This window comes from Pseudomonas sp. B22129, from assembly GCF_044218875.1.
Classification (GTDB): domain Bacteria; phylum Pseudomonadota; class Gammaproteobacteria; order Pseudomonadales; family Pseudomonadaceae; genus Aquipseudomonas.
In genome coordinates, this window is sequence record NZ_CP162592.1 from 876,868 (window position 1) to 900,981 (window position 24,114).

A 24,114-nucleotide genomic window follows, 5' to 3' on the forward strand; every position below is an offset into this window, starting at 1 on the left:
CGATGGTCGTCAACGATAATGCAATCCGCCTGGCACTCCGCAGCGTCCTCAGGTTCATCGCGGGCAAGCCCGCTCCCACCTTGATCGGGTTGCTTTTGAGTTTCAGTGCTCAGGCTTTCGATTTACAACAACTCAGCGATCAACTCGCCAAACCCTCCGTCATCCACGGCAGCTTCACCCAGGAAAAACACTTGCGCGCCCTGCCCCACCCCTTGGTCAGCAAAGGCACTTTCGTGCTGGCCAAGGACCACGGTCTGCTCTGGCTGCTCAAGACCCCGCTGCAACAGGACTACCGCATCAGCGCCCAGGGCATTGCCCGCCGCGACGCCAACGGCTGGCAACTGCTGCCCAACAAAAGCGCCGGTGCCGAGCAGAATCGTTTGTTCCTCGCCGTGCTCCAGGGCGACAGCAGCGGCTTGCAACGTGACTTCGAACTGCAACTGCAGGGCGAAGCCAACGGCTGGAAACTGACGCTGGTCCCACGCTCGCTGTTGCTCAAGCAAGTCTTCACCCAGATCAATATCGACGGCGGCGAGTTGGTGCAAAAAATCGAACTGTTGGAAACCCAGGGCGACAGCACCGTTTTGCGCATGCAGGACAGCACGGCCAGCCAACCGTTGACCGAAGCGGAGCAGCATGACTTTGCCCAGTGAGCGCCTGCTGCCGCGCCTGTTCCTGAGCCTGCTGGTGGCCGTGCTGGCCCTGGCGGGCTGGCAGTGGCGCCACGGTGCGCCATTGTCGGCGAACCTGATGGAGCTGGTGCCGGGTAGTACGCCGGACGCGCTGGAACAACGCGCCGAACAGCGCATGCAGGAACCGCTGAACCGCGAAATGCTGGTGCTGGTCGGGCATACCGACCGCGAGCAAGCGGTAGCCGTGGCGCAGCAATTGGGCGAGCGCTGGCAGGCCAGCGGGCTGTTTGAAAAAGTGCAGTGGAACCTGCAAGCCGACTTGCCCGCGTTGCGTGAACAACTGCTGCGCGGGCGGCTGGCAATGCTCTCGGCCAAAGACCGCGAGCAACTGATCGACCACCCTGACGCCTTCATCCAGCAGCGCGTGCAATCCTTGTTCGACCCCTTCACCGGGTTCAGCCTGGTGCCAAGCCAGGACGACTGGCTGGGCCTCACCGGGCGCATCCAGAACAGCCAGCCGCAGCACGGCTCGGTGCAGCTGGATATCGGCAGCGGCGCGTTGATCGCCGACGCCGACGGCAAAAGCTGGGTGCTGCTGCGCGCGCGCACCACGGGCAATGCCTTCGACATGAAACTGCCCGTGCAAGTGGCGGAATTGCTCAAGGCCAGCCGTGAACAGGCAAGCGGGCAAGGCGCGCAACTGCTCGCCGCCAGCGGTTTGCTCTACGCCGCCAACGGTCAGCAGCAAGCCACGCGGGAAATGACCTGGGTCGGCGGCGGCGCCACGCTGGGCATCCTGTTATTGCTGTTGCTCGCATTCCGCCGTTGGCGCGTATTGCTGGCCTTTGTACCGGTGTTGGTGGGCATGCTGTTTGGCGCGGTGGCCTGCGTGGCGCTGTTCGGCCATATGCATGTGATGACCCTGGTGCTGGGCTCCAGCCTGATCGGCGTGGCCGTGGACTACCCGCTGCACTACCTGTCGAAAAGCTGGAGCCTGCAACCGTGGCGCAGCTGGCCGGCCTTGCGCATCACCCTGCCCGGGCTGAGCCTGAGCCTGGCGACCAGTTGCATCGGCTACCTGGCGCTGGCCTGGACACCGTTCCCGGCGCTCACACAAATCGCGGTGTTCTCCGCCGCCGGCTTGGTCGGTGCTTACCTGTCCGCCGTGTGCCTGCTGCCCGCGCTGCTCAAGGGTGTTGAACTGCGCCCGGCGCAGTGGCCGCTGCGTATCGCCGAGTGCCTGTGGCTGGCACGCACCGCCTTGCTCAAGCGCGTGCCAAGCCCGGTGCTGCTGGCGTTGCTGCTGCTGTTTTGCGCCGGCGGCCTGTGGCACCTGAACAGCAAAAACGACATCCGCCAATGGATCGGCGCCCCGCCACAACTGCTGCAAGAAGCCCAGGCCGTGGCGCGTATCACCGGGTTCCAGCCCACCAGCCAGTTCTTTCTGGTGCGCGCCGATAACCAGCAGCAGTTGCTGGAGCGTCAGGCGGCGCTGGGCCAGCGTCTGGATCAACTGGTGAACATGAATAAACTCCAGGGCTATTTGGCACTCAACCAATTGGTCAGCCTGCCCGCCGAGCAACAGCAACTGCGCGATGCGCTAAACCAACTGCCGCAACACTGGCAGCCGCTGCTGGACCTTGGCGTGCCCGCCAGCGCCTTGCAGGCCGAAGTCACACACTTGCAAGCGCTGCCCACCGAGGACATCGACGCCGCGCTGGTCGGCCCGCTCGCCGAACCCTGGCGCACGCTGTGGCTGGGCCCGGTGGACGGCGGCGTGGCAGCCATGGTCAGCCTGCAAGGCTTGAACAACCCGGCGCTGCTGCGGGTGCAGGCGCTGGATTTGCCCGGCGTGCAACTGGTGGATCGCCTCGGCGACCTGAACCGGGTGTTTGCCGACACGCAGATCAGCGCGGCGGAACTGAAGTTGATGTCCTGCGTGCTGATCGTGTTGTTGCTGATCCTGCCGTTCGGTTTTGGCGGCGCGTTACGCATCGTCGCCCTGCCGCTGCTCGCTGCACTGTGCAGCCTGGCGAGCCTCGGTTGGCTGGGGCAGCCGTTGACGCTGTTCAGCCTGTTCGGCCTGCTGCTGGTCACGGCGATCAGCGTGGATTACGCGATCGTGATGCGCGAACAAATCGGCGGCCCGGCCGTCAGCCTTTTAGGCACGCTGCTGGCGGCGCTGACGACCTGGTTGTCGTTTGGCCTGCTGGCGGTGTCGAGTACACCGGCTGTGAGTAATTTCGGCCTGTCGGTCAGCCTGGGCCTGGCCTTCAGCTTTATGCTGGCGCCCTGGGCCGGCCATCAGAAGCACGCCTCATGAATGTGATTATCGCCAAAGTGGCAAGGAGCCCTCGTGCCCACAGTTGAAATGGAACGTCGCCAGGTCGTCGTGATCGGCGCCGGGCCATCCGGTGCCATCGCCGCCGCGCTGTTAAAGCGCAACGGGCATGATGTGTTGATTATCGAGCGCCAGCATTTTCCGCGTTTCTCCATCGGCGAAAGCTTGCTGTCGCATTGCATCGACTTTATCGAAGAAGCCGGCATGCTCGACGCCGTGCAGGCCGCAGGCTTTCAGGTGAAAACCGGCGCAGCGTTTGCCTGGGGCGAGCGCTACAGCGCGTTTGATTTCAGTGATACGTTCAGCAATGGCAAGCCGACCACCTTCCAGGTGCAGCGCGGCGAATTCGACAAATTGCTGGCCGACCAGGCCCACTTGCAGGGCGTGGATATTCGCTACGGCGAAACCATCGTCGGCGTGGATTTCAGCGGAGAAAGCCGCTACCTGCACGTGCGCCGCGAGAATGGCAGCGAATACCACCTCAAGGCCAAGTTCGTGCTCGATGCCAGCGGCTACGGCCGGGTGCTGCCGCGCCTGCTGAACCTGGATGTGCCGTCAAACTTCCCGGTGCGCCAGGCGGTGTTCACCCACATTGAAGATCGCATCGAAGACCCGGGGTTCGACCGCACCAAAATTCTCATCACCACCCACCCGACGAAGCGTGATATCTGGTTCTGGACCATCCCATTCAGCAACGGGCGCTGCTCGGTGGGTGTGGTCGCGGCGAAAGAACATTTCGCTGGCCGCGACGAAGACCTCGACGCCTGCCTGCGCGGTTTTATCGCTGAAACCCCAAGCCTGTCACGCGTGCTGCACAACACCGTGTGGGACACACCAGCGCGAACCATCGGCGGCTACGCGGCCAACGTCAAAACCCTGCACGGCCCGGGCTTTGCGCTGCTGGGCAACGCAGCGGAGTTTCTCGACCCGGTGTTTTCCTCCGGCGTGACCATCGCCATGCGTTCGGCCAGCATGGCGGCCGCTGTGCTGCATCGTCAGCTCAAGGGCGAAACCGTGGACTGGCAAACCGAGTTTGCCGAGCCGCTCAAACGTGGCGTCGACACCTTCCGCTGCTACGTCGAGGGCTGGTACGCCGGCACGTTCCAGGATGTGATTTTCCACCCGGGCAGCTCGCCGGAGATTCGCCGCATGATCAGTTCGATCCTCGCCGGTTACGCGTGGGACGAGCGCAACCCGTTTGTCAGCGAGCCCAAGCGGCGGTTGCGGATGTTGTCGGAAATTTGTGCGGGTGAGCCAGTATGAGCAGTCAGTACCTGAGTAAAAATTACGTCGAAGAGACCAAATTCGGCTTCTGGTTCCTGCGCAGCCACACCTGGCAGCACCACGTGCTGCGCGTGGCGATCAACGACCTGCGCAGCTTGTTTACCGACCCGCTGCCGGCGGCGCCGGTACTGCTGGATGCCGGCTGCGGCCAGGGCAAGTCGTTCCAGTATTTGCAGCAGGTGTTTGCCCCCGAACGCTTGATCGGCCTGGATGCCGACCCTCACAGCCTGGCACTGAGCAAGGCCGAGGCCGCGCGCCAGAACCTGGCCATTGAGTTGATTGGCAGCGACTGCGCCACCCTCGACGTGCCGGACGAAAGCGTCGATATCCTGTTCTGCCACCAGACCTTCCACCACTTGGTTGAACAGCATCGCGCGCTCAAGGAGTTCTACCGCGTGCTCAAGCCGGGCGGCTATTTGCTGTTTGCCGAATCCACCGAAGCCTATATCGACACTTGGGTGATTCGCTGGCTGTTCCGCCACCCGATGCACGTGCAGAAAAGCGCTGAGGAGTATCTGGAGATGCTTCGCGAACAGGGCTTTGAGTTCGGCCCGCAGAATGTCTCGTACCCGTATTTGTGGTGGAGCCGTTCCAGCGATTTCGGCCTGCTGGAGCGCTGGGGCCTGCGCAACCCGCCGCCGGTGGGCCAGCGCGAAGAAACCCTGGTGAACTGCGTGGCTCGCAAACCTTTGACGAGCGCCGCGCCATGATCCGCCTGCTGCTGATCGGCTGCCTGTTGCTGCTGAGCGCCTGCGCCAGCGGGCCACCGCTGCCCGAGAAAACCCCGGCCCTGGACCTGCCGATGCAACTGCATGTACAGCGCCGCGCGGACGGCCAGAGCCAGGACTGGCTGTTGGTGATCCAGCGCGAAGGCGGTGGGATTCGCTGGTCAATGATGGACCCGCTGGGCATTCCCCAGGCGCGGCAAAAGCTGGTCAATGGCCAGTGGCAGGCCGACGGTTTGCTGCCACCCAACCCCCAGGCGCGAGAGCTGTTTGCCGCGCTGTTGTTCGCCCTCACCTCCGCTGACGACGTGCCAGCGCTCTACCCTCAAGCTCAGGCCATGGACCTCACCCGCACGCTGCCGGGGCATTGGCAGATCGTGTATCAGTCCTCGCAAGTGTTCAGCGTGAACATGGCGGGCCAACCATTGAGCTACCGCATCACGCCGCTTGGGGCTGCACGATGACGGCTTACCTGAATGCCCTCGGTGTGATTTGCGCACTGGGCCGTGGCCAGGCCGACGTCAGCCGCAGCCTGTTTGCCGGCGACTGCTCGGGCATGCGCGCCGAAAGCGGCTGGGTACCGGAGCGCGTGTTGCCGGTGGCCGGCGTGCACGGCGAGCTGGCGGCGATTCCACCGGCACTGAACCAGCAAAGCAGCCGCAACAATCAGTTGCTGCTGGAGGCTGCGTTGCAGATCGAGGGTGAGCTGCGCCAGGCGATCGCCACCTACGGCGCGTCACGGGTCGGCGTTGTGCTGGGCACCAGCACGTCGGGCATCGACGAAGCCAGCCGTGGTATCGCGCACTACCTGCGCGACCGGCAGTTCCCCGGCGACTACGACTACCAGCAACAGGAGCTGAGCGCCCCGGCGAACTTCCTCGCCGACTGGCTGCAACTCAGCGGCCCGGCCTATGTGATTTCCACCGCCTGCACCTCCAGTGCCCGTGCGCTGATGAGTGCCCAGCGCCTGTTGGACCTGGGCGTGTGCGATGCGGTGATCTGCGGCGGCGTGGACAGCCTGTGCAAGCTGACCCTCAACGGGTTCACTTCGCTGGAAGCGGTGTCGAGCGAGCGCTGCAACCCGTTTTCGGTGAACCGCAACGGCATCAACATCGGTGAAGCGGCGGTGCTGTTCCTGATGACCCGTACACCTGCGCCGATTGCCCTGCTGGGCAGCGGCGCGAGCTGCGATGCGCACCATATCTCTGCGCCAGAACCCACGGGCAAAGGCGCGTTGCAGGCGATGCGCAAGGCCCTGGCCAGTGCAAAGCTTGCACCCGAACAGATCGGTTACCTGAACCTGCACGGCACCGCGACCCAGCACAACGACGCCATGGAAAGCCTGGCCGTCGCCAGTTTGTTCCCTGATGGCGTGGCTTGCTCGTCAACCAAGCCCATGAGCGGCCACACCCTCGGCGCTGCGGGAGCCCTGGAAGCCGCGTTTTGCTGGCTGAGCCTGACCCACGGCGTGCTGCCACCCCATGTGTGGGACGGCCAGGCCGACCCGATGCTACCCACCTTGCAATGGGCAGGCGCCGGCGACACCTTGAAAAAGACCTGCCTGATGAGCAACTCGTTTGCCTTCGGCGGCAATAACGTCAGCCTGATTATTGGAGAGGCCCCATGATCCCTTGGCCACTCGCCGAACTGCTGCCCCACGCGGGCGACATGATCCTGATCGACCAGGTGCTGTCCTTCGATGAAGAGCAGGTTCACACCCGTACCCTCGTCAAGCCCGGCGGCCTGTTCAACCGTGCCGACGGCAGCCTGCCCGCCTGGGTCGGCATCGAGCTGATGGCGCAAAGCGTTGCCGCCTACGCCGGTTGCCGCGCGCGCCAGAAAGGCGAAGCGGTGGAGCTGGGTTTTCTGCTGGGTACACGCAAGTTCGAATGCAACGTGGAGCACTTTCCGGCAGGCGCCGAGCTGACTATCCACGGCCTGCGTTCCCTGGAAGACGACAACGGCATGGGTGTGTTCGAATGCCACCTCACCGGCGACGGTATCCAGGCCAGCGCGCGCTTGAACGTATTTCGACCGCCCCAGGCGGCCAACTATTTAGATGAATCGAAGGACGAAACGCCATGACTGAATCCGTACTGGTCACCGGCTCCAGCCGTGGCATCGGCCGCGCCATTGCCTTGCGCCTGGCTCAGGCCGGGCATGACATCGTGCTGCATTGCCGCAATGGGCGCAGCGACGCGGACGCGGTGCGGGCCGAGGTTGAAGCCTTGGGCTGCAAGGCGCGGGTGCTGCAATTCGACGTGGCAGATCGCGCAGTGTGCAAAGAAATCCTGGAGGCCGATGTGGAGCAGCATGGTGCCTATTACGGCGTGGTGCTCAACGCTGGCCTGACCCGCGACGGCGCGTTCCCGGCCTTGTCGGAAGACGATTGGGACGTGGTGATGCGCACCAACCTCGACGGTTTCTACAACGTGCTGCACCCGGTGATGATGCCGATGATTCGTCGCCGCGCGGCCGGGCGCATCGTGTGCATCACGTCGGTTTCCGGGCTGATCGGCAACCGTGGCCAAGTCAATTACAGCGCGTCCAAAGCCGGCTTGATTGGTGCCGCCAAGGCGCTGGCCATTGAGCTGGGCAAGCGCAAGATCACCGTCAACTGCGTCGCGCCGGGCTTGATCGACACCGCCATGCTCGATGAAAACGTGCCGGTGGAAGAGCTGATGAAGATGATCCCCGCGCAGCGCATGGGCACGCCGGAAGAAGTCGCGGGGGCGGTGAATTTCCTGATGTCGGCTGAGGCGGGCTATATCACCCGCCAGGTGTTGGCTGTGAATGGGGGCCTGTGCTGATGAAACGCGTCGTCGTCACCGGCATGGCCGGCATGACCTCCCTGGGCAGCGATTGGGCGACCATCTCGGCCAACTTCCGCGCCAACCGCAGCGGCATTCGGCGCATGGACGAGTGGGACCGTTTTACCGAATTGAACACGCGTTTGGCCGGGCCCATCGACGATTTCGTTGTGCCCGCGCACTGGACACGCAAGCAACTGCGCAGCATGGGCCGCGTCTCGCGCCTGGCCGTGTGGGCGGCGGAGCAAGCACTGAAAGACGCCGGTTTGCTGGGCGATGAATCGATCAAGGACGGGCGCATGGGCGTGGCCTGCGGTTCATCCACCGGCAGCACCGACGAGATCAAGGCATTCGGCAATATGCTGCTGAACTCGGTGGCCGAGGGGCTGAATGCCAACTCCTATGTGCGCATGATGCCGCACACTACGGCGGCAAATATCAGCATCTTTTTTGGCCTCACCGGGCGGCTGATCCCGACGTCCAGCGCCTGCACCAGCGGCAGCCAGGGCATCGGCTACGCCTACGAGGCGATCAAGTTCGGCCGCTTGCCGCTGATGCTTGCCGGCGGCGCGGAAGAGCTGTGCCCCACCGAAGCCATGGTGTTCGACGCGCTCTACGCCACCAGCCTGAAAAACGACGCGCCGCAAACCAGCCCGCGCCCCTACGACAGCGGCCGCGATGGCCTGGTGATCGGCGAAGGCGGCGGCATGCTGGTGCTGGAAGAGTTGGAACACGCCTTGGCGCGTGGTGCACACATCCACGCCGAGCTGGTCGGTTTCGGCAGCAACGCCGACGGCCAGCACACCACCCGCCCGGAGCAGAAAACCATGCGCCGCGCGATGGAGTTGGCGCTGGAAGATGCCGGGCTCGAGCCATCGGCCATCGGCTACGTGAACGGCCACGGCACCGCCACTGACCAGGGCGATATCGCCGAGACGCTGGCGACCAGCAGCCTGTTCGGCAGCCATATGCCGATCAGCTCGCAGAAAAGCTTCCTCGGCCACACCCTCGGTGCATGCGGCGCACTGGAGTCGTGGTTCAGCATCGAAATGATGAACCGCGACCAGTACGTGCACACCTTCAACCTCGATTCAGTCGACCCGCAGTGCGGCGAGCTGGATTACCTGAGAGGCGAGTTCCGCGAGATGCACCACGACTACGTGATGAACAACAACTTCGCGTTTGGCGGCGTGAACACCTCGCTGATCTTTCGCCGCTGGTCCTGAATTTTTTAATCGATTGGAGAAAACGGAATGTCTTCCCTGCTACGCGCCACCCTGATCACCCTGGCCCTGCTGACCACCGCCGGTTGCACCAACAAACCGGTGCTCAACACCCAGCACGAGCTGGCGGCCAACCCCCAGGCCAGCGAAGAAACCATGAAGCAGGTGATCGTCACTGCCCTGCAAAAACGTGAATGGACCGTGCAACGCCTGAGCCCGCAGCTGGTGCAGGCCGAAATCACCGTGCGCGGCCAGTTCTACGCGGCCATCGATATCCGCTACACCCGCAACAGCTACGCCATCACCTACCGCGACAGCCGCGACCTGGGCTACAAGGACGGCAAGATCCATCGTAATTACAACCGTTGGGTGAGCATGCTGGATCGGGATATTTTGGCGGCACTGCGCAGTAATGGCTCGGCGGCGCAGAACTGAAGCGCGCCCTCTGTGGCGAGCGGGCTTGCCCCGCGCTGGGCTGCGAAGCAGCCCCGGTCTGGAAGAGCGCAGAGATCCTGTTAGGGCTGCTGCGCAGCCCAACGCGGGGCAAGCCCGCTCGCCACAACAAGCCCGCTCGCTACCAACAACTCCACAAACGCCTCTGCCATCGGCGTTTGTGCGCCCTTGCGCTGCACCAGCCACACCGATGTCACCGCGTCCTGATCGAGCAAGGTGCGGTACACAACACCGTCGATGCGGATGCGCTGGTATGACGCCGGCAGCACCGAAACACCCAAGCCCGCCGCCACCAAACCGATGATGGTCATCGCCTCCCCCGCTTCCTGGGCGAAGCGCGGGCTGAAGCCGGCGTCGCGGGCCAGGTTGATCAATTGGGCATAGAGGCCACTGCCGTAGGTGCGCGGGAAAAATACAAACGGCTCATCAGCCAGTTGCGCCAGGTGCAGACCGCGTTCGGTGCCCTCGACCAAAGGGTGCCCTGCGTTCAATACGGCAACCAAGGGTTCGCGCATCAGCTCAATGACACTCAGCGAATCCGGCAAGGGTAAGGGGCGAATCAACCCCACCTGGATCGACTCATTCACCAGCGACTCCGCCACTTCGGTGCTGCTCATTTCCTGCAAATTCAGGTGCACTGCCGGGAAGGCCTGGCGAAAGGCAAAGATCGCTTTGGGAATGCTCGCATTGAACGGCGCCGAGGACGTGAAGCCGATCTTCAACTCGCCCAACTCTCCCAATTGCGCCCGCCGCGCGACATCTGCCGCCTTGTCGACCTGAGCCAATACCAATCGCGCCTCATTGAGGAACAGCCGTCCCGCCTCACTCAGCTCAACCCGACGATTGGTCCGTTCAAATAACCGCGCGCCTACTTCCTGCTCCAGCGCCTGAATCTGCTGGCTCAGCGGCGGTTGCGAGATGCCCAACACCTGCGCGGCGCGGCCAAAATGCAGTTCTTCGGCAACGGCGATGAAGTACCGCAAGTGTCGTAATTCCATGCAAGCCTCATTAGGTCGTAAAACCTATCAAACAGGTCGAACAATATATTGGAAAGAATCATTAGGCAGCTATATTCTTTTTTGCAGTGCCAGTCCTGGCCGGCTTTTCCTCCCCGAGGTCCCCGTGAAATCTGCTGTCGCGCCATTCGCTCAAGAAGTCCCGCCCACCGCTTTGGATGAAGTGGTCGCTCAACTCAATGACGAGTACATCGAAAAAGGCACACCGATGTTCATGCGCACGGTGCTGGCGTTGTTCTCCGGCGGTTTTGCCACCTTTGCGTTGCTGTATTGCGTGCAGCCAATGATGCCGGCGCTGTCCCACGAGTTTTCCATCAATGCGGCGCAAAGTAGCCTGATCCTGTCGGTGGCCACGGCTATGCTGGCATTGGGTTTGTTGGTCACCGGGCCGATTTCCGACCGGCTGGGGCGCAAGCCGGTGATGGTCGCCGCGCTGTTCTGTGCAGCGCTGGCTACCATCGCCAGCGGCTTGATGCCGACGTGGGAGGGCATTTTGCTGATGCGCGCGCTGGTGGGCCTGTCGTTAAGCGGGCTGGCCGCGGTGGCGATGACTTACCTGAGCGAAGAGATCCATCCGCAACACATCGGCCTGGCCATGGGCTTGTACATTGGCGGCAACGCAATTGGCGGTATGAGCGGGCGTCTGATCATCGGCGTACTGATCGACTTTGTGAGCTGGCACACCGCAATGCTGATCATCGGCGCCCTGGCGCTGATCGCGGCCACGGTATTCTGGAAAGTCCTCCCCGAATCGCGCAACTTCCGCACCAGCAGCCTCAATCCGCGCAATCTGCTGAACGGGTTCGTCATGCATTTCAAGGATGCGGGCCTGCCGTGGTTGTTCCTTGAAGGCTTCCTGCTGATGGGCGCTTTTGTCACGATGTTCAACTACATCGGCTATCGCCTGTTGGCAGAACCCTACGGGTTAAGCCAGGCGGTGGTCGGGCTGCTCTCGCTGGTGTATCTGACCGGCATCTACAGCTCGGCGAAAATCGGCTCTCTGGCCGACCGCCTCGGTCGCCGCCGGGTGTTGTGGGGCACCATCGTGCTGATGCTCGCCGGTATGGCGCTGACCCTGTTTACACCGCTGTGGCTGGTGGTGCCGGGCATGCTGATCTTCACCTTCGGCTTCTTCGGCGCCCACTCAGTGGCCAGCAGCTGGATCGGCCGGCGCGCGGTGAAGGCCAAGGGGCAGGCGTCGTCGCTGTATCTGTTCTGCTATTACGTGGGCTCGAGCATTGCGGGGACGGCGGGCGGTTTCTTCTGGCACTTTGCCGGGTGGAACGGGATTGGCGGGTTCATCATCGCGCTGCTGATCGGCGCGTTGCTGGTGGCGTTGAGGCTGGCGAAGCTGGCGCCGCTGGGAGAAGTGAAGGCCTGAACCTTTCTCGCTTTTAATGTGGGAGCTGACTTGCCTGCGATAGCGGTAGTGAATTCACCATCGCCATCGCAGGCAAGCCAGCTCCCACATTTGTCTTGTGTCTAACCATGAAAAAGCCCGGCGTCTGCCGGGCTTTTTTATTTACTCGTGATACTGCGCGGACAGCTCATGCACCGCTTGCAGGAATGCCCCCGCATGCTCCGGGTTCACTTCCGGGGTGATGCCATGGCCGAGGTTAAACACGTGGCCAGTGCCCTTGCCATAGCTGGCGAGGATGCGGCCGACTTCGGTGCGGATCGCTTCCGGTTTAGCGTACAGCACGGTCGGGTCCATGTTGCCTTGCAGCGCGACGCGGTTGCCCACGCGCTGGCGGGCTTCACCGAGGTCGCAGGTCCAGTCCAGGCCCAGGGCGTCGGCACCGGCATCGGCGATGCTTTCCAGCCACAGGCCACCGCCTTTGGTGAACATGATCACTGGGACCTTGCGGCCTTCGTGCTCACGGATCAGGCCGCTGACGATTTTGCGCATGTAAGCCAGGGAGAATTCCTGATACGCCGCCGCCGACAGGTTGCCACCCCAGGTGTCGAAGATCTGCACGGCTTGCGCGCCGGCCATGATCTGGCCATTGAGGTAAGAGGTGACCGACTGCGCCAGCTTGTCGAGCAGCAGGTGCATGGCTTGCGGGTTGTCGTAGAGCATGGCCTTGGTCTTGCGGAAGTCTTTCGACGAGCCGCCTTCGACCATGTAGGTGGCCAGGGTCCATGGGCTGCCGGAGAAGCCGATCAATGGCACACGGCCGTTCAGCTCGCGGCGGATGGTGCTCACGGCGTCCATCACGTAACCGAGGTCTTTGTGCGGATCCGGGATCGGCAAGGCTTCGATGTCGGCCAAGGTGCTGACGACTTTCTTGAAGCGCGGGCCTTCGCCGGTTTCGAAGTACAGGCCTTGGCCCATGGCGTCAGGGATGGTGAGGATGTCGGAAAATAGGATGGCCGCGTCCAGTTGCGGGTAGCGGTCCAGCGGCTGCATCGTGACTTCGCAGGCGAACTCCGGGTTCATGCACAGGCTCATGAAGTCGCCGGCGTTGGCGCGACTGGCGCGGTATTCCGGCAGGTAGCGACCGGCCTGGCGCATCATCCACACAGGGGTGACGTCCACAGGTTGCTTGAGCAGGGCACGAAGGAAACGGTCGTTCTTGAGGGCAGTCATGTCGGCATCCGCAAAAAAAGTGCGGGCATTTTCTCAGAGCCAGACGCAAAAGGCACGGAGTGAGCCGTGCCTTTTGTCTATCGGGTCAATTTGTCGCAATGAGTGGCGCCGCAAACCCCAATGTGGAATGGGGTTTGTGTGGGAGCTGGCTTGAACTGGTCAAGTAATCTTGGACACTGATTACGGTTCACGCCGCCACCCTTTCCTTCACGACCGGCGACCTGTAGTCGTTATAGCTGTGAGGCCTGCTGATGTTGTAGCGCGAGACATAGCGCTGCACGTCTGCCCGGGCCTCATGTTCCAGTTTGTAGCCCGTTTCAGGAACCCACTCGGATTTCAAACTACCAAAGAAACGCTCCATCGGGGCGTTGTCCCAGCACTCGCCTTTACGGCTCATGCTTTGCCTAAATCCATGTTTCACAAGCGCGTTTCTGAATTTATGGCTGGTGTACTGGCAACCTTGGTCAGAATGAAACAGCACATCCTGGGGATGGCCACGCAACTCCACCGCCATGCGTAGTGCTTCGCAGGTCAGGTTGGCATCAGAAATCATCGAGAACGACCAGCCTACGATCCTGCGAGCGTACAGATCCAGAACGGCGGCGAAGTACATCCAACGCTTGCCGACCTTGATGTACGTTACGTCGCCACACCACACCTGATTAACCGCCGTCACATCAAACTTTCGCTTGAGCATATGCGGCGCCACCAAGGCCTCCACGCCCGGCGACTTGTACTTATGGCGCCTGCGCTGACGACTAGCGATGCCAGCTTCGCGCATCAAGTTGCGAGCCATATAACGTCCGACACGATGTCCTTTGGCTTGCAGCTCCTTGGACAAGGTACGTGCGCCCGCCGACTCTCTCGACGCCTTGTGGTACCTGACCAGCGCGGCTTTGAGCTTTTCCCGCTCAGGATTTGCTCTGCCTTGGCGCTGGCGCCAGGCATAGAAGCTGCTGCGGTTAACCCCGAACGCCCGGCAACACCTTTTAACGCCGTACTGCTCGTCCAGCTCATCGATCAGCGTGAATGATCTTTGGCGTCCAAAAGCAGGAGAGCACTGGCCTTTTTTAAGATTTCAATGTCCAGGTCTTTCTCCCTGAGCAGGGCTTTGAGTCTCTGGATCTCTCGTTGATCAGCCGTAATTGCTTTGGCTCCCACCGGAGTCGAGCCCAAGCGTTCTTTTTGCACTTGATCGACCCAACGGCGCAGAGCAGTAGGGCCAATATCCAGGCTGGCACAGACCTCGGTAACCGGCTGACCTTCATCCAGCACCATGCTGGCAGCCTTGAGCTTGAACTCACTCGAATAAGATTTACGCATATCCAAACACCTCAGATTTGGGCGCTATCATAGCGCCCGATTGAAGTGTCCAAAATCATTAGGCCAGTTCAGCTTGCCTGCGATAGCGATGTTGAATTCACCACCGTCATCGCAGGCAAGCCAGCTCCCACATTTGACTGTGTTTCAAATCAAACCTGCAGGTAATCCAGGATCCCTTCGGCGGCGTTGCGGCCTTCGAAGATTGCCGTCACCACCAGGTCAGAACCGCGCACCATGTCGCCACCGGCGAAGATTTTCGGGTTGCTGGTCTGGTGCTTGTACTGGCCCTGTTCCGGGGCCACAACGCGGCCCTGGCTGTCGGTCTGGATCTGGAACTGCTCGAACCACGGCGCCGGGCTTGGGCGGAAACCGAAGGCGATCACCACAGCATCAGCCGGGATGATTTCTTCAGAACCCGGGATCGGCTCAGGGCTGCGACGGCCACGGGCGTCCGGTTCGCCGAGACGGGTCTCGACCACCTTCACGCCCTCAACGCGGTCTTCGCCGACAATGGCGATCGGCTGGCGGTTGTAGAGGAACTTCACGCCTTCTTCCTTGGCGTTCTTCACCTCTTTGCGTGAGCCGGGCATGTTGGCTTCGTCACGACGATACGCACAGGTCACCGACTTGGCGCCCTGGCGGATCGAGGTGCGGTTGCAGTCCATCGCGGTGTCACCACCGCCGAGCACCACGACCTTCTTGCCCTTCATGTCGACGAAATCTTCCGGCGACTTTTCAAAGCCCAGGTTGCGATTCACGTTGGCGATCAGGAAGTCCAAAGCGTCGTAAACGCCCGGCAAATCCTCACCGGCAAAGCCGCCCTTCATGTAGGTGTAGGTGCCCATGCCCATGAACACGGCATCGTATTCGGCGAGCAGTTGTTCCATGGTGATGTCTTTGCCGATTTCGGTATTGAGACGGAACTCGATACCCATGCCGGTGAACACTTCACGACGGTTGCTCAGTACGGTTTTTTCCAGCTTGAACTCGGGAATGCCGAAGGTCAGCAGGCCGCCGATTTCCGGGTTCTTGTCGAACACCACCGGAGTCACGCCGCCACGTACCAGCACGTCGGCACAGCCCAGGCCCGCCGGGCCCGCGCCGATGATCGCCACGCGCTTGCCGGTCGGTTTGACCTTGGACATGTCCGGGCGCCAGCCCATGGCGAACGCGGTGTCGGTGATGTACTTCTCCACCGAACCGATGGTCACCGCGCCGAAGCCGTCGTTGAGGGTGCAGGCACCTTCACAAAGACGGTCTTGCGGGCACACCCGGCCGCAGACTTCCGGCAGGGTGTTGGTCTGGTGCGACAGCTCGGCGGCGGCGAGGATGTTGCCCTCGGCCACCAATTTGAGCCAGTTGGGAATGAAGTTGTGCACCGGGCACTTCCATTCGCAATACGGGTTACCGCACCCCAGGCAGCGGTGGGCCTGGTCGGCCGAGTGCTGGGGTTTGAAGGGTTCGTAGATTTCCACGAACTCTTTCTTGCGTTGACGCAACAGTTTCTTCTTCGGATCTTTGCGCCCGACATCGATGAACTGGAAGTCGTTATTCAGACGTTCAGCCATGTTAAAACCTCATCAAACTCTTCAGGCGCATATCACTGCGGGTTGGCACGGATGCTGGAAAGCAACGATTTCAGGTTGGCAGCCTTGGGCTTGACCAGCCAGAAACGACGCAGGTAATCATCGAGGTTTTCGGCGAGGTTGCGGCCCCATTCGCTGCCGGTCTCCTCGACGTACTCGTCCAGCACGTGCTGCAAGTGGTTCCGGTAGGATTCCATGGCTTCGCCGCTGATCCGCTGGATCTCGACCAACTCGTGGTTGACCTTGTCGACGAAGGTGTTGTCCTGGTCGAGCACGTAGGCGAAACCGCCGGTCATGCCCGAACCGAAGTTGTAACCGGTCTTGCCCAGTACCGCGACAAAGCCCCCGGTCATATACTCGCAGCAGTGATCGCCAGTGCCTTCCACCACGGTGTGAGCACCGGAGTTACGCACGGCGAAACGCTCACCGGCAGTCCCTGCGGCGAACAGCTTGCCACCGGTGGCGCCGTACAAGCAGGTGTTGCCGATGATGGCGCTGTCCTGGGTCTTGTAGACGCTGCCTTTGGGCGGAACGATCACCAGCTTGCCGCCGGTCATGCCCTTGCCCACGTAGTCGTTGGCGTCGCCTTCCAGGTACATGTGCAGGCCACCGGCGTTCCACACGCCGAAGCTCTGGCCTGCCGTGCCTTTGAAACGGAAGGTGATCGGCGCTTTCGCCATGCCCTGGTTGCCGTGCTTGCGCGCGATTTCGCCGGAGATGCGTGCGCCAATGGAGCGGTCGCAGTTGCAGATATCCAAAGCGAACTCGCCACCGCTGGCGTCGTTGATCGACGAAGCGGCCATTTCGACCATCTTCTCGGCCAGCAGGCCTTTGTCGAATGGCGGGTTGCGCTCAACACCGCAGAACTGAGGTTTGTCAGCCGGGATGTGATCGCTGCCCAACAGCGGCGTCAAGTCCAAGTGCTGTTGCTTGGCAGTCTGACCCTGCAAGATTTCCAGCAGGTCAGTACGGCCGATCAACTCTTCCAGCGAACGCACGCCCAGTTTGGCCAGCCACTCACGGGTTTCTTCGGCGACGTAGGTGAAGAAATTCACCACCATGTCGACGGTGCCGATGTAGTGATCCTTGCGCAGCTTCTCGTTCTGAGTCGCTACACCGGTGGCGCAATTGTTCAGGTGGCAGATGCGCAGGTATTTGCAGCCCAGGGCGATCATTGGCGCAGTGCCGAAGCCGAAGCTTTCGGCGCCGAGGATTGCGGCCTTGATCACGTCGAGGCCGGTTTTCAAGCCACCGTCGGTTTGCACCCGGACTTTGCCGCGCAGGTCGTTGCCGCGCAGGGTCTGGTGGGTTTCGGCCAGGCCGAGTTCCCAAGGTGCACCGGCGTACTTGATCGAAGTCAGCGGCGAAGCGCCGGTGCCGCCGTCGTAGCCGGAGATGGTGATCAGGTCGGCATAGGCCTTGGCCACGCCAGCGGCGATGGTGCCCACGCCGGCTTCCGCTACCAGTTTCACCGAGACCAGCGCCTGCGGGTTGACTTGTTTCAAGTCGAAAATCAGCTGCGACAAATCTTCAATCGAGTAGATGTCGTGGTGCGGCGGTGGCGAAATCAGGGTCACGCCCGGCACTGCGTAACGCAGCTTGGCGATCAAACCGTTGACCTTGCCGCCTGGCAGTTGACCACCTTCGCCGGGCTTGGCGCCCTGGGCGACTTTGATCTGCAGCACTTCGGCGTTGACCAGGTATTCCGGGGTTACACCGAAACGGCCAGTCGCCACCTGTTTGATTTTCGAGCTTTTGATGGTGCCGTAGCGCGCCGGGTCTTCACCGCCTTCGCCGGAGTTGGAACGCGCACCCAGGCGGTTCATGGCTTCGGCCAGGGCTTCGTGAGCCTCAGGCGACAAGGCGCCCAGGGAAATACCGGCGGAGTCGAAGCGCTTGAGGATCGATTCCAGCGGCTCGACTTCGTTGATGTCCATCGCGGTGTCCAGGGTCTTCACCTTGAACAGGTCACGGATCATCGACACCGGGCGGTTATCCACCAGCGAGGTGTATTCCTTGAACTTGGCGTAGTCACCCTGCTGCACAGCGGCTTGCAGGGTGTTGACCACGTCCGGGTTGTACGCGTGGTATTCGCCACCGTGCACGAACTTCAGCAGGCCGCCTTGCTGGATCGGCTTGCGTGCGCTCCAGGCTTCGGCTGCCAGGGCTTTCTGTTCGGCTTCGATGTCGACGAAACGCGCGCCCTTGATGCGGCTTGGTACGCCACGGAAGCTCAGCTCACACACTTCTTCGGACAGGCCGATGGCTTCGAACAGTTGAGCGCCGCGATAGGACGTGACAGTGGAGATGCCCATCTTCGACAGGATCTTCAGCAAGCCCTTGGTGATGCCTTTGCGGTAGTTCTTGAACACCTCGTAGAGGTCGCCCAGCACTTCACCGGTACGGATCAGGTCGCCCAGCACTTCGTACGCGAGGAACGGGTACACCGCCGAAGCGCCGAAACCGATCAGCACCGCAAAGTGGTGCGGGTCGCGGGCAGTAGCCGTTTCCACGAGGATGTTGGAGTCGCAACGCAGGCCTTTTTCGGTCAGGCGGTGGTGTACCGCGCCGGTGGCCAGGGAGGCGTGGATCGGCAGCTTGCCTGGGGCAATGTGACGGTCGGTCAGCACGATCTGGGTACGACCGGCGCGCACGGCTTCTTCGGCCTGGTCGGCAACGTTGCGCACCGCGGCTTCAAGGCCCAGACTCTCGTCGTAGTTCAGGTCGATGATCTGGCGGTCGAAGCCTGGACGGTCCAGGGTCATCAGCGAGCGCCACTTGGCCGGGGACACCACAGGCGAGCTGAGGATTACGCGGGAAGCGTGTTCAGGCGATTCCTGGAAAATGTTGCGCTCGGCACCGAGGCACACTTCCAGGGACATCACGATGGCTTCGCGCAGCGGGTCGATCGGTGGGTTGGTCACCTGGGCGAACTGCTGGCGGAAGTAGTCGTACGGCGTGCGCACGCGCTGGGACAGCACGGCCATCGGCGTGTCATCGCCCATGGAACCGACCGCCTCGTAGCCTTGCTCGCCGAGCGGACGCAGCACCTGGTCGCGCTCTTCAAACGTGACCTGGTACATCTTCATGTACTGCTTGAGCTGGTCGACATCGTAGAAAGCCGAACCGTGGTCGTTGTCTTCCATGGTCGCCTGGATGCGCAGGGCGTTCTTGCGCAGCCATTGCTTGTACGGGTGACGCGACTTCAGGCGGTTGTCGATGGCGTCGGTGTCGAGGATCTGACCGGTTTCGGTGTCCACGGCCAAAATCTGGCCAGGGCCCACGCGGCCTTTGGCGATAACGTCTTCAGGCTTGTAGTCCCACACGCCGATTTCCGACGCCAGGGTGATGAAGCCGTTGGTGGTGGTGACCCAACGCGCCGGGCGCAGACCGTTACGGTCAAGCAGGCACACCGCGTAGCGGCCGTCAGTCATGACCACGCCGGCCGGGCCGTCCCACGGTTCCATGTGCATCGAGTTGTACTCGTAGAATGCACGCAGGTCCGGGTCCATGGTTTCGACGTTCTGCCACGCTGGCGGAATGATCATGCGCACGCCACGGAACAGGTCGATGCCGCCGGTGACCATCAGTTCGAGCATGTTGTCCATGCTGGAGGAGTCGGAGCCCACGCGGTTGACCAGCGGGCCGAGCTCTTCGAGGTCCATCAAGTCGTTGGCGAACTTGGTGCGACGGGCCACGGCCCAGTTGCGGTTGCCGGTGATGGTGTTGATCTCGCCGTTGTGGGCGAGGAAGCGGAAAGGCTGGGCCAGCGGCCATTTCGGCAGGGTGTTGGTGGAGAAGCGCTGGTGGAACACGCAGATTGCGGTTTGCAGGCGCTCATCGCTCAGGTCCGGATAGAAGGCGGTGAGGTCCGCCGGCATCATCAGGCCTTTATAAATGATGGTCTTGTGCGAAAAGCTGCAGATGTAGTGGTCAGTGTCGGCGGCGTTGGACACCGACGAGCGACGACGGGAGGTGAACAGTTTGATCGCCATGTCCTGATCGCTCAGGCCATCGCCTGCGATGAACACTTGTTCGATCTGCGGCAGACGCTCCAGGGCCAGGCGGCCGAGTACGCTGGTGTCGATTGGCACTTTGCGCCAGCCGACCAGTTGCAGGCCGGCAGCCAGAATCTCGCGGTTCATGTTCTCGCGAGCGGCTTCGGCTTTGACCGGGTCCTGGTTGAAAAACACCATGCCCACGGCGTATTGCTTGGGCAGGTCGACTGCAAATTGCTCTTTTGCGACAGCGCGCAGGAACTGGTCGGGCTTTTGAATCAGCAAGCCACAACCGTCACCGGTCTTGCCGTCGGCGTTGATCCCACCGCGGTGGGTCATGCAGGTCAGGGCCTCGATGGCCGTTTGCAAAAGGGTATGACTGGGCTCGCCCTGCATGTGGGCTATCAGGCCGAAACCGCAGTTATCCTTGAATTCATCGGGTTGGTACAGACCTGCTTTCATAGACACTTTCTCACCAGGCTGCCTCTTATGACGAGGCAAATTTCTTTTCAATTCAACCGGTTACCTTCCACGCCGAACGTACGCCGGCTTAGCGGGGGCAAAAGGGAGGTCATTGTACACACCGACACAGACGCTCACAAATTTAGCGACGAAATGTCGCAAATCTATGTCGCATTTATGAAAGGTTTAAAGCGATATGCTGTGCTAGTCAAAACTTTTTTAATTCTGACCGCTACGACTCAAAAGCTACCGTGACGCAGACACCACAAAGCGCGCGGCCTTCAGGGCTGCACGCTGTTGCGGATATTTTTTGAGGTGCCGGGAGAGGCGGCCTGGGTAAGGCCGCCGAATCTTCAGCGAGTTGTTGCGAGTTCTTGTTGAACGCTGGCAACAGTGCGAGGCCAAGGTTTACCAGCCTGAACCTTCGCTGGCAAGGCTTTGATCGCGGAATCGGCTGCGGCACGGCTTGGGAAGCTGCCGTAGGTGATCACGTAGAGAGGCTTGCCGTTGAGCACCTTCTTGAAATAACGGTACTCGCCGCCCTGCTCTTTCACGAACGCTTGAGCGTTGGCTTCGGAGCTGGTGCCAAGAATCTGCACCACGAAGTGGCCGGCAGGCTGGCTGGTGTACCAGCTGCTGCCAGCGGCGGCAGGCGCGGCAGCTTTGGCGACAACGGCAGGCTTTTCAGCAGGCTTGGCCGCTGGAGCCGGCTTGGCGACGGGCGCAGGTGCAACGGGCTTGGCGACGGGCGCTGGCTTGGCCGTAGCGACGGTCGGCGCCGGGGTCGGTTTGGCAACCGGAGCCGGCTGACCGGCTGGCACGCCCGCAGGCGGCGCAGTGGTGGTCACGGTCGGCGGTGTAGCGCTGGAGCCTTCCACCGGCACGCCGTCGTCGCCTTCGGAGATGCCACCGGCTTCTTCGGCGAGCGGGCCACGCATCACAGGCTGGCCGACCATCGGCAGGTTGGTCGGCTGGCCGGAGTTGGCGAATTCGACGTTTGGCGTGGGCTTGCCCAGTGGCAACTGCGCCTGTTCGGTTGGCGCGCCGGCAGTCGTCGGTGCCTTGCTGCGCCCCGGGATCAACCAGGCGGCGGCGACAGCGACCACGACAACGGCGGAAATCGCCAATACGTGCTTCTTAGGCATAGTGAACCCCATCTTTGGACGCTTCACCGCAGAGCGGCTGGCGATCATGGCTTCGATCAAGGCATCGCGGGCAACCTGGTTGATGGTGCCAGGCCAGCCGCCTGCGCTTTCGTGAATATCAGAGATCTGATTTGCAGTGAAAAGTTCGATACCCGCGCCCGCACCTTCGAGGCGTTGAGCCAGGTATTCGCGAGTTTCTTCTTCTTCGTACGGCTGCAATTCGATGACGTGGAACAGCTCTTGTTCGCCGCTGATCTGCTCCAGATCGGCAATCAACGACGACTCACCAAACAGGAACACGTGCGGGCGGCCTTCGGGCGTACCCGCCGCCAGCGCCAGCAGGGCTTCCAGAGCGGATTCGTCAAGCTGCTCGGCGTCATCCACCAGCAGGTAGACTTCCTGGCCGGTCAAGCCCAGCTGTACCACTTGCTTGAGGATCGCATTCGGCTCGGCGGTGGCTACGCTCAGGGCCTGGGCAACCTGGCGCAACACGCCTGCCGCATCACCGGCGCCACGGGCCGAGACCACCACGCTCTGCACCGACTGCTTGTTGGTGCTGGCGACGAGCGCCTGGCGCAGCAAGGTCTTGCCGCTGCCCAACGGGCCCGTCACCACCAGCAGCAGTTGGCTGTAGCGCGCCAGATGGTGCAATTGGCCGAGCACCGGTTTGCGCTGGGCGGGGAAAAATTTGAAGCCCGGCACCCGTGGAGCGAAAGGGTCGTGGCTTAACTGGTAATGGCCGAGGAACGCCTCGTCGGCATGCAAACTAGTCATCGGGATCTTATTAACCTTTAAGCTGGGCCAGGGCGCGGTAATCCGCTCCCAGCGTGGCCTGTAAAATCTCTTTCGGATAATCGTCGGTCACTACCGCTTCGCCGATGTGGCGCAGCAGCACCAGTCGCAGGCGACCGTCGATCACTTTCTTGTCTATTGCCATATGTTCGAGGAAATCCGCCTCGGTCATCTCCTCAGGCGGAATCACCGGCAAGCCGGCGCGCTGGAACAGGCGGATACCGCGATCCCGCTCCTGGGCGCTGATCCAGCCCAGGCGCTGCGACATGTCCAATGCCATCACAGTGCCAGCCGCCACGGCTTCCCCATGCAACCACACACCATAGCCCATGTGCGTTTCGATCGCATGGCCGAAGGTGTGGCCCAGGTTCAGGGTGGCCCGCACGCCGGACTCCCGCTCGTCGGCATTCACCACCAGCGCCTTGGCGGCGCAGGAGCGGGAAATCGCTTCGGTGAGGGCTGCCTGGTCCAGATTGCGCAAGGCGTCCACATGCTCTTCCAGCCAGCTCAGGAACGGCTCGTCGCAGATCAGCCCGTACTTGATCACTTCCGCCAGCCCCGCCGACAGCTCGCGCGGCGGCAAGGTGTTAAGGGTCGCGGTGTCGATCAATACGGCCTGGGGCTGGTAGAACGCGCCAACCATGTTCTTGCCCAGCGGATGGTTGATGCCGGTTTTGCCGCCCACCGACGAATCAACCTGGGACAACAAGGTGGTCGGTACCTGGATAAAGTCCACGCCGCGCTGGTAGCAGGCGGCTGCAAAGCCGGCCATGTCGCCGATCACACCGCCGCCCAGGGCGATCACGGTGGTGCGGCGGTCATGGCGCGCAGTGAGCAGGCCATCAAAGATCAGTTGCAGGGTTTCCCAATTCTTGTGGGCCTCGCCGTCGGGCAGGATCACCGAAATCACCGAGTAGGCCGCGAGGCTGCGGCTCAGACGCTCAAGATACAGTGGCGCGACCGTTTCATTGGAGATGATCGCCACTTGCCGGCCGGCAATGTGCGGTGCGAGCAACTCGGGCTGGTCCAATAGACCTTCGCCAATATGGATTGGGTAGCTGCGCTCGCCTAGATCGACCTTAAGTGTCTGCATGTGTCCCCGCGTGAAGATGTATTGACGATCGGCAACTCGGATGTGACGTCGCCTGATGGCTCTGCGCCACACTCGGCAGAGCAATGGCGCGCCGCCGAGAATAGCGCATTTCGAGCCGGGCTTTAACGGGGTGGCAACTGCTGCAAGCGTTCAAGAATGTCGAGAACGACCATTCGAGGCGGCCGCTCATCGGTTTCCACCACCAGATCGGCGATTTCCCGATACAGCGGGTCACGCAGCGTCAGCAAATCCCGCAGGGTCTTTGCCGGGTCTGCGGTGCGCAGCAGCGGGCGGTTGCGGTCGCGAGCGGTGCGGCCCACTTGCTGCTCGACCGACGCATGCAGATAAACCACACGACCTCCGGCATACAGCGCCCGGCGGTTTTCATCGCGCATCACTGCGCCACCACCGGTGGCCAATACCACGCCGTCGCAGCCGCACAGCTCGGCAATCATCGCCTGCTCGCGGTCGCGAAAGCCCAGCTCGCCTTCCTTATCGAAGATCCATGGGATATTGGCGCCCGTGCGCAATTCAATTTCCTTGTCGGAATCTTTGAACGGCAGGCGCAGCTCTTTGGCCAGCAAACGGCCGATGGTGCTTTTTCCAGCCCCCATCGGTCCTACAAGAATCAAATTTCGCAC

General features: G+C 61.9%; 20 protein-coding genes. 11 read left to right on the forward strand and 9 right to left on the reverse strand.

Going from position 1 to position 24,114, the window contains the following annotated elements; genetic code table 11:
- Positions 1-2: 2 nt before the first annotated feature.
- The 10 genes from AB4P94_RS03965 to AB4P94_RS04010 are packed head-to-tail and all read left to right on the forward strand — an operon-like array spanning position 3 to position 9,450.
- Complete coding sequence (locus tag AB4P94_RS03965) at positions 3-653, forward strand: outer membrane lipoprotein carrier protein LolA (RefSeq protein ID WP_395611288.1); 651 nt, start codon at positions 3-5, stop codon at positions 651-653.
- A complete protein-coding gene (locus AB4P94_RS03970; protein WP_395611289.1) occupies positions 643-2,955 on the forward strand; it encodes an MMPL family transporter in 2,313 nt (770 codons plus the stop codon). The genes AB4P94_RS03965 and AB4P94_RS03970 overlap by 11 nt, the downstream gene beginning before the upstream one ends.
- Positions 2,956-2,988: 33 nt before the next feature.
- Positions 2,989-4,236 carry an NAD(P)/FAD-dependent oxidoreductase gene (locus AB4P94_RS03975; protein WP_395609499.1) on the forward strand — a complete coding sequence of 416 codons (1,248 nt, stop codon included), beginning with the start codon at positions 2,989-2,991 and terminating at the stop codon, positions 4,234-4,236.
- A complete protein-coding gene (locus AB4P94_RS03980) occupies positions 4,233-4,967 on the forward strand; it encodes a class I SAM-dependent methyltransferase (RefSeq protein ID WP_395609500.1) in 735 nt (244 codons plus the stop codon). Before AB4P94_RS03975 ends, AB4P94_RS03980 begins: the two co-directional genes overlap by 4 nt.
- The gene (locus AB4P94_RS03985; protein ID WP_395609501.1) at positions 4,964-5,446 is read left to right on the forward strand and encodes a hypothetical protein; all 483 of its coding nucleotides are present in this window, start codon (positions 4,964-4,966) and stop codon (positions 5,444-5,446) included. Before AB4P94_RS03980 ends, AB4P94_RS03985 begins: the two co-directional genes overlap by 4 nt.
- Positions 5,443-6,609 carry a beta-ketoacyl-[acyl-carrier-protein] synthase family protein gene (locus AB4P94_RS03990; RefSeq protein WP_395609502.1) on the forward strand — a complete coding sequence of 389 codons (1,167 nt, stop codon included), beginning with the start codon at positions 5,443-5,445 and terminating at the stop codon, positions 6,607-6,609. The genes AB4P94_RS03985 and AB4P94_RS03990 overlap by 4 nt, the downstream gene beginning before the upstream one ends.
- Entirely contained in the window at positions 6,606-7,067 is a 462-nt protein-coding gene (locus AB4P94_RS03995; protein WP_395609503.1) for a 3-hydroxylacyl-ACP dehydratase, read from the forward strand. Before AB4P94_RS03990 ends, AB4P94_RS03995 begins: the two co-directional genes overlap by 4 nt.
- Entirely contained in the window at positions 7,064-7,792 is a 729-nt protein-coding gene (locus tag AB4P94_RS04000; RefSeq protein ID WP_395609504.1) for a 3-ketoacyl-ACP reductase FabG2, read from the forward strand. The genes AB4P94_RS03995 and AB4P94_RS04000 overlap by 4 nt, the downstream gene beginning before the upstream one ends.
- A complete protein-coding gene (locus tag AB4P94_RS04005) occupies positions 7,792-9,018 on the forward strand; it encodes a beta-ketoacyl-ACP synthase (protein ID WP_395609505.1) in 1,227 nt (408 codons plus the stop codon). The genes AB4P94_RS04000 and AB4P94_RS04005 overlap by 1 nt, the downstream gene beginning before the upstream one ends.
- Before the next feature lie 27 nt (positions 9,019-9,045).
- Positions 9,046-9,450 (forward strand): hypothetical protein, encoded by a 405-nt coding sequence (locus AB4P94_RS04010; RefSeq protein WP_395609506.1) that lies wholly within the window; start codon positions 9,046-9,048, stop codon positions 9,448-9,450.
- Positions 9,451-9,530: 80 nt separating this feature from the next.
- On the opposite strand, the gene AB4P94_RS04015 is transcribed toward AB4P94_RS04010, so the two are convergent.
- Positions 9,531-10,466, reverse strand: a complete 936-nt coding sequence (locus tag AB4P94_RS04015) for a LysR substrate-binding domain-containing protein (RefSeq protein ID WP_395609507.1) — start codon at positions 10,464-10,466, stop codon at positions 9,531-9,533.
- Positions 10,467-10,638: 172 nt separating this feature from the next.
- Between AB4P94_RS04015 and AB4P94_RS04020 the strand changes: the two genes are divergently transcribed.
- Entirely contained in the window at positions 10,639-11,865 is a 1,227-nt protein-coding gene (locus AB4P94_RS04020) for an MFS transporter (RefSeq protein WP_395611290.1), read from the forward strand.
- 141 nt (positions 11,866-12,006) lie between these two features.
- Here AB4P94_RS04020 and hemE read toward each other — a convergent pair whose 3' ends face one another.
- From hemE to aroK, 8 genes are all read right to left on the reverse strand, one after another.
- On the reverse strand, positions 12,007-13,074 hold the full coding sequence (gene hemE, locus AB4P94_RS04025) for a uroporphyrinogen decarboxylase (RefSeq protein WP_177058845.1): 1,068 nt from the start codon (positions 13,072-13,074) through the stop codon (positions 12,007-12,009).
- 187 nt (positions 13,075-13,261) lie between these two features.
- Entirely contained in the window at positions 13,262-14,098 is an 837-nt protein-coding gene (locus AB4P94_RS04030) for an IS3 family transposase (protein ID WP_395611291.1), read from the reverse strand.
- Positions 14,095-14,397 carry a transposase gene (locus AB4P94_RS04035; protein ID WP_014717988.1) on the reverse strand — a complete coding sequence of 101 codons (303 nt, stop codon included), beginning with the start codon at positions 14,395-14,397 and terminating at the stop codon, positions 14,095-14,097. The genes AB4P94_RS04030 and AB4P94_RS04035 overlap by 4 nt, the downstream gene beginning before the upstream one ends.
- Positions 14,398-14,546: 149 nt before the next feature.
- Entirely contained in the window at positions 14,547-15,965 is a 1,419-nt protein-coding gene (locus tag AB4P94_RS04040; RefSeq protein ID WP_057724416.1) for an FAD-dependent oxidoreductase, read from the reverse strand.
- A 32-nt stretch (positions 15,966-15,997) separates the two neighbouring features.
- The gene (gltB, locus tag AB4P94_RS04045; protein WP_395609508.1) at positions 15,998-20,443 is read right to left on the reverse strand and encodes a glutamate synthase large subunit; all 4,446 of its coding nucleotides are present in this window, start codon (positions 20,441-20,443) and stop codon (positions 15,998-16,000) included.
- 353 nt (positions 20,444-20,796) lie between these two features.
- Positions 20,797-22,362: an SPOR domain-containing protein gene (locus AB4P94_RS04050; protein ID WP_395609509.1), complete on the reverse strand. Its 1,566-nt coding sequence runs from the start codon at positions 22,360-22,362 to the stop codon at positions 20,797-20,799.
- Between the two features lie 10 nt (positions 22,363-22,372).
- Positions 22,373-23,473 (reverse strand): 3-dehydroquinate synthase, encoded by a 1,101-nt coding sequence (gene aroB / locus AB4P94_RS04055; protein WP_395609510.1) that lies wholly within the window; start codon positions 23,471-23,473, stop codon positions 22,373-22,375.
- Positions 23,474-23,595: 122 nt separating this feature from the next.
- Positions 23,596-24,114 carry a shikimate kinase AroK gene (aroK, locus tag AB4P94_RS04060; RefSeq protein ID WP_017256559.1) on the reverse strand — a complete coding sequence of 173 codons (519 nt, stop codon included), beginning with the start codon at positions 24,112-24,114 and terminating at the stop codon, positions 23,596-23,598.

What these genes read in the sequence shown, in the direction of transcription:
- AB4P94_RS03965 (WP_395611288.1), top strand. Translation starts at nt 3, where the DNA reads ATGGTCGTCAACGATAATGCAATCCGCCTGGCACTCCGCAGCGTCCTC.
- AB4P94_RS03980 (WP_395609500.1), top strand. Translation starts at nt 4,233, where the DNA reads ATGAGCAGTCAGTACCTGAGTAAAAATTACGTCGAAGAGACCAAATTC.
- AB4P94_RS03985 (WP_395609501.1), top strand. Translation starts at nt 4,964, where the DNA reads ATGATCCGCCTGCTGCTGATCGGCTGCCTGTTGCTGCTGAGCGCCTGC.
- AB4P94_RS03990 (WP_395609502.1), top strand. Translation starts at nt 5,443, where the DNA reads ATGACGGCTTACCTGAATGCCCTCGGTGTGATTTGCGCACTGGGCCGT.
- AB4P94_RS03995 (WP_395609503.1), top strand. Translation starts at nt 6,606, where the DNA reads ATGATCCCTTGGCCACTCGCCGAACTGCTGCCCCACGCGGGCGACATG.
- AB4P94_RS04000 (WP_395609504.1), top strand. Translation starts at nt 7,064, where the DNA reads ATGACTGAATCCGTACTGGTCACCGGCTCCAGCCGTGGCATCGGCCGC.
- AB4P94_RS04005 (WP_395609505.1), top strand. Translation starts at nt 7,792, where the DNA reads ATGAAACGCGTCGTCGTCACCGGCATGGCCGGCATGACCTCCCTGGGC.
- AB4P94_RS04010 (WP_395609506.1), top strand. Translation starts at nt 9,046, where the DNA reads ATGTCTTCCCTGCTACGCGCCACCCTGATCACCCTGGCCCTGCTGACC.
- AB4P94_RS04015 (WP_395609507.1), bottom strand. Translation starts at nt 10,466, where the DNA reads ATGGAATTACGACACTTGCGGTACTTCATCGCCGTTGCCGAAGAACTG.
- hemE (WP_177058845.1), bottom strand. Translation starts at nt 13,074, where the DNA reads ATGACTGCCCTCAAGAACGACCGTTTCCTTCGTGCCCTGCTCAAGCAA.
- AB4P94_RS04035 (WP_014717988.1), bottom strand. Translation starts at nt 14,397, where the DNA reads ATGCGTAAATCTTATTCGAGTGAGTTCAAGCTCAAGGCTGCCAGCATG.
- AB4P94_RS04040 (WP_057724416.1), bottom strand. Translation starts at nt 15,965, where the DNA reads ATGGCTGAACGTCTGAATAACGACTTCCAGTTCATCGATGTCGGGCGC.
- gltB (WP_395609508.1), bottom strand. Translation starts at nt 20,443, where the DNA reads ATGAAAGCAGGTCTGTACCAACCCGATGAATTCAAGGATAACTGCGGT.
- AB4P94_RS04050 (WP_395609509.1), bottom strand. Translation starts at nt 22,362, where the DNA reads ATGACTAGTTTGCATGCCGACGAGGCGTTCCTCGGCCATTACCAGTTA.
- aroB (WP_395609510.1), bottom strand. Translation starts at nt 23,473, where the DNA reads ATGCAGACACTTAAGGTCGATCTAGGCGAGCGCAGCTACCCAATCCAT.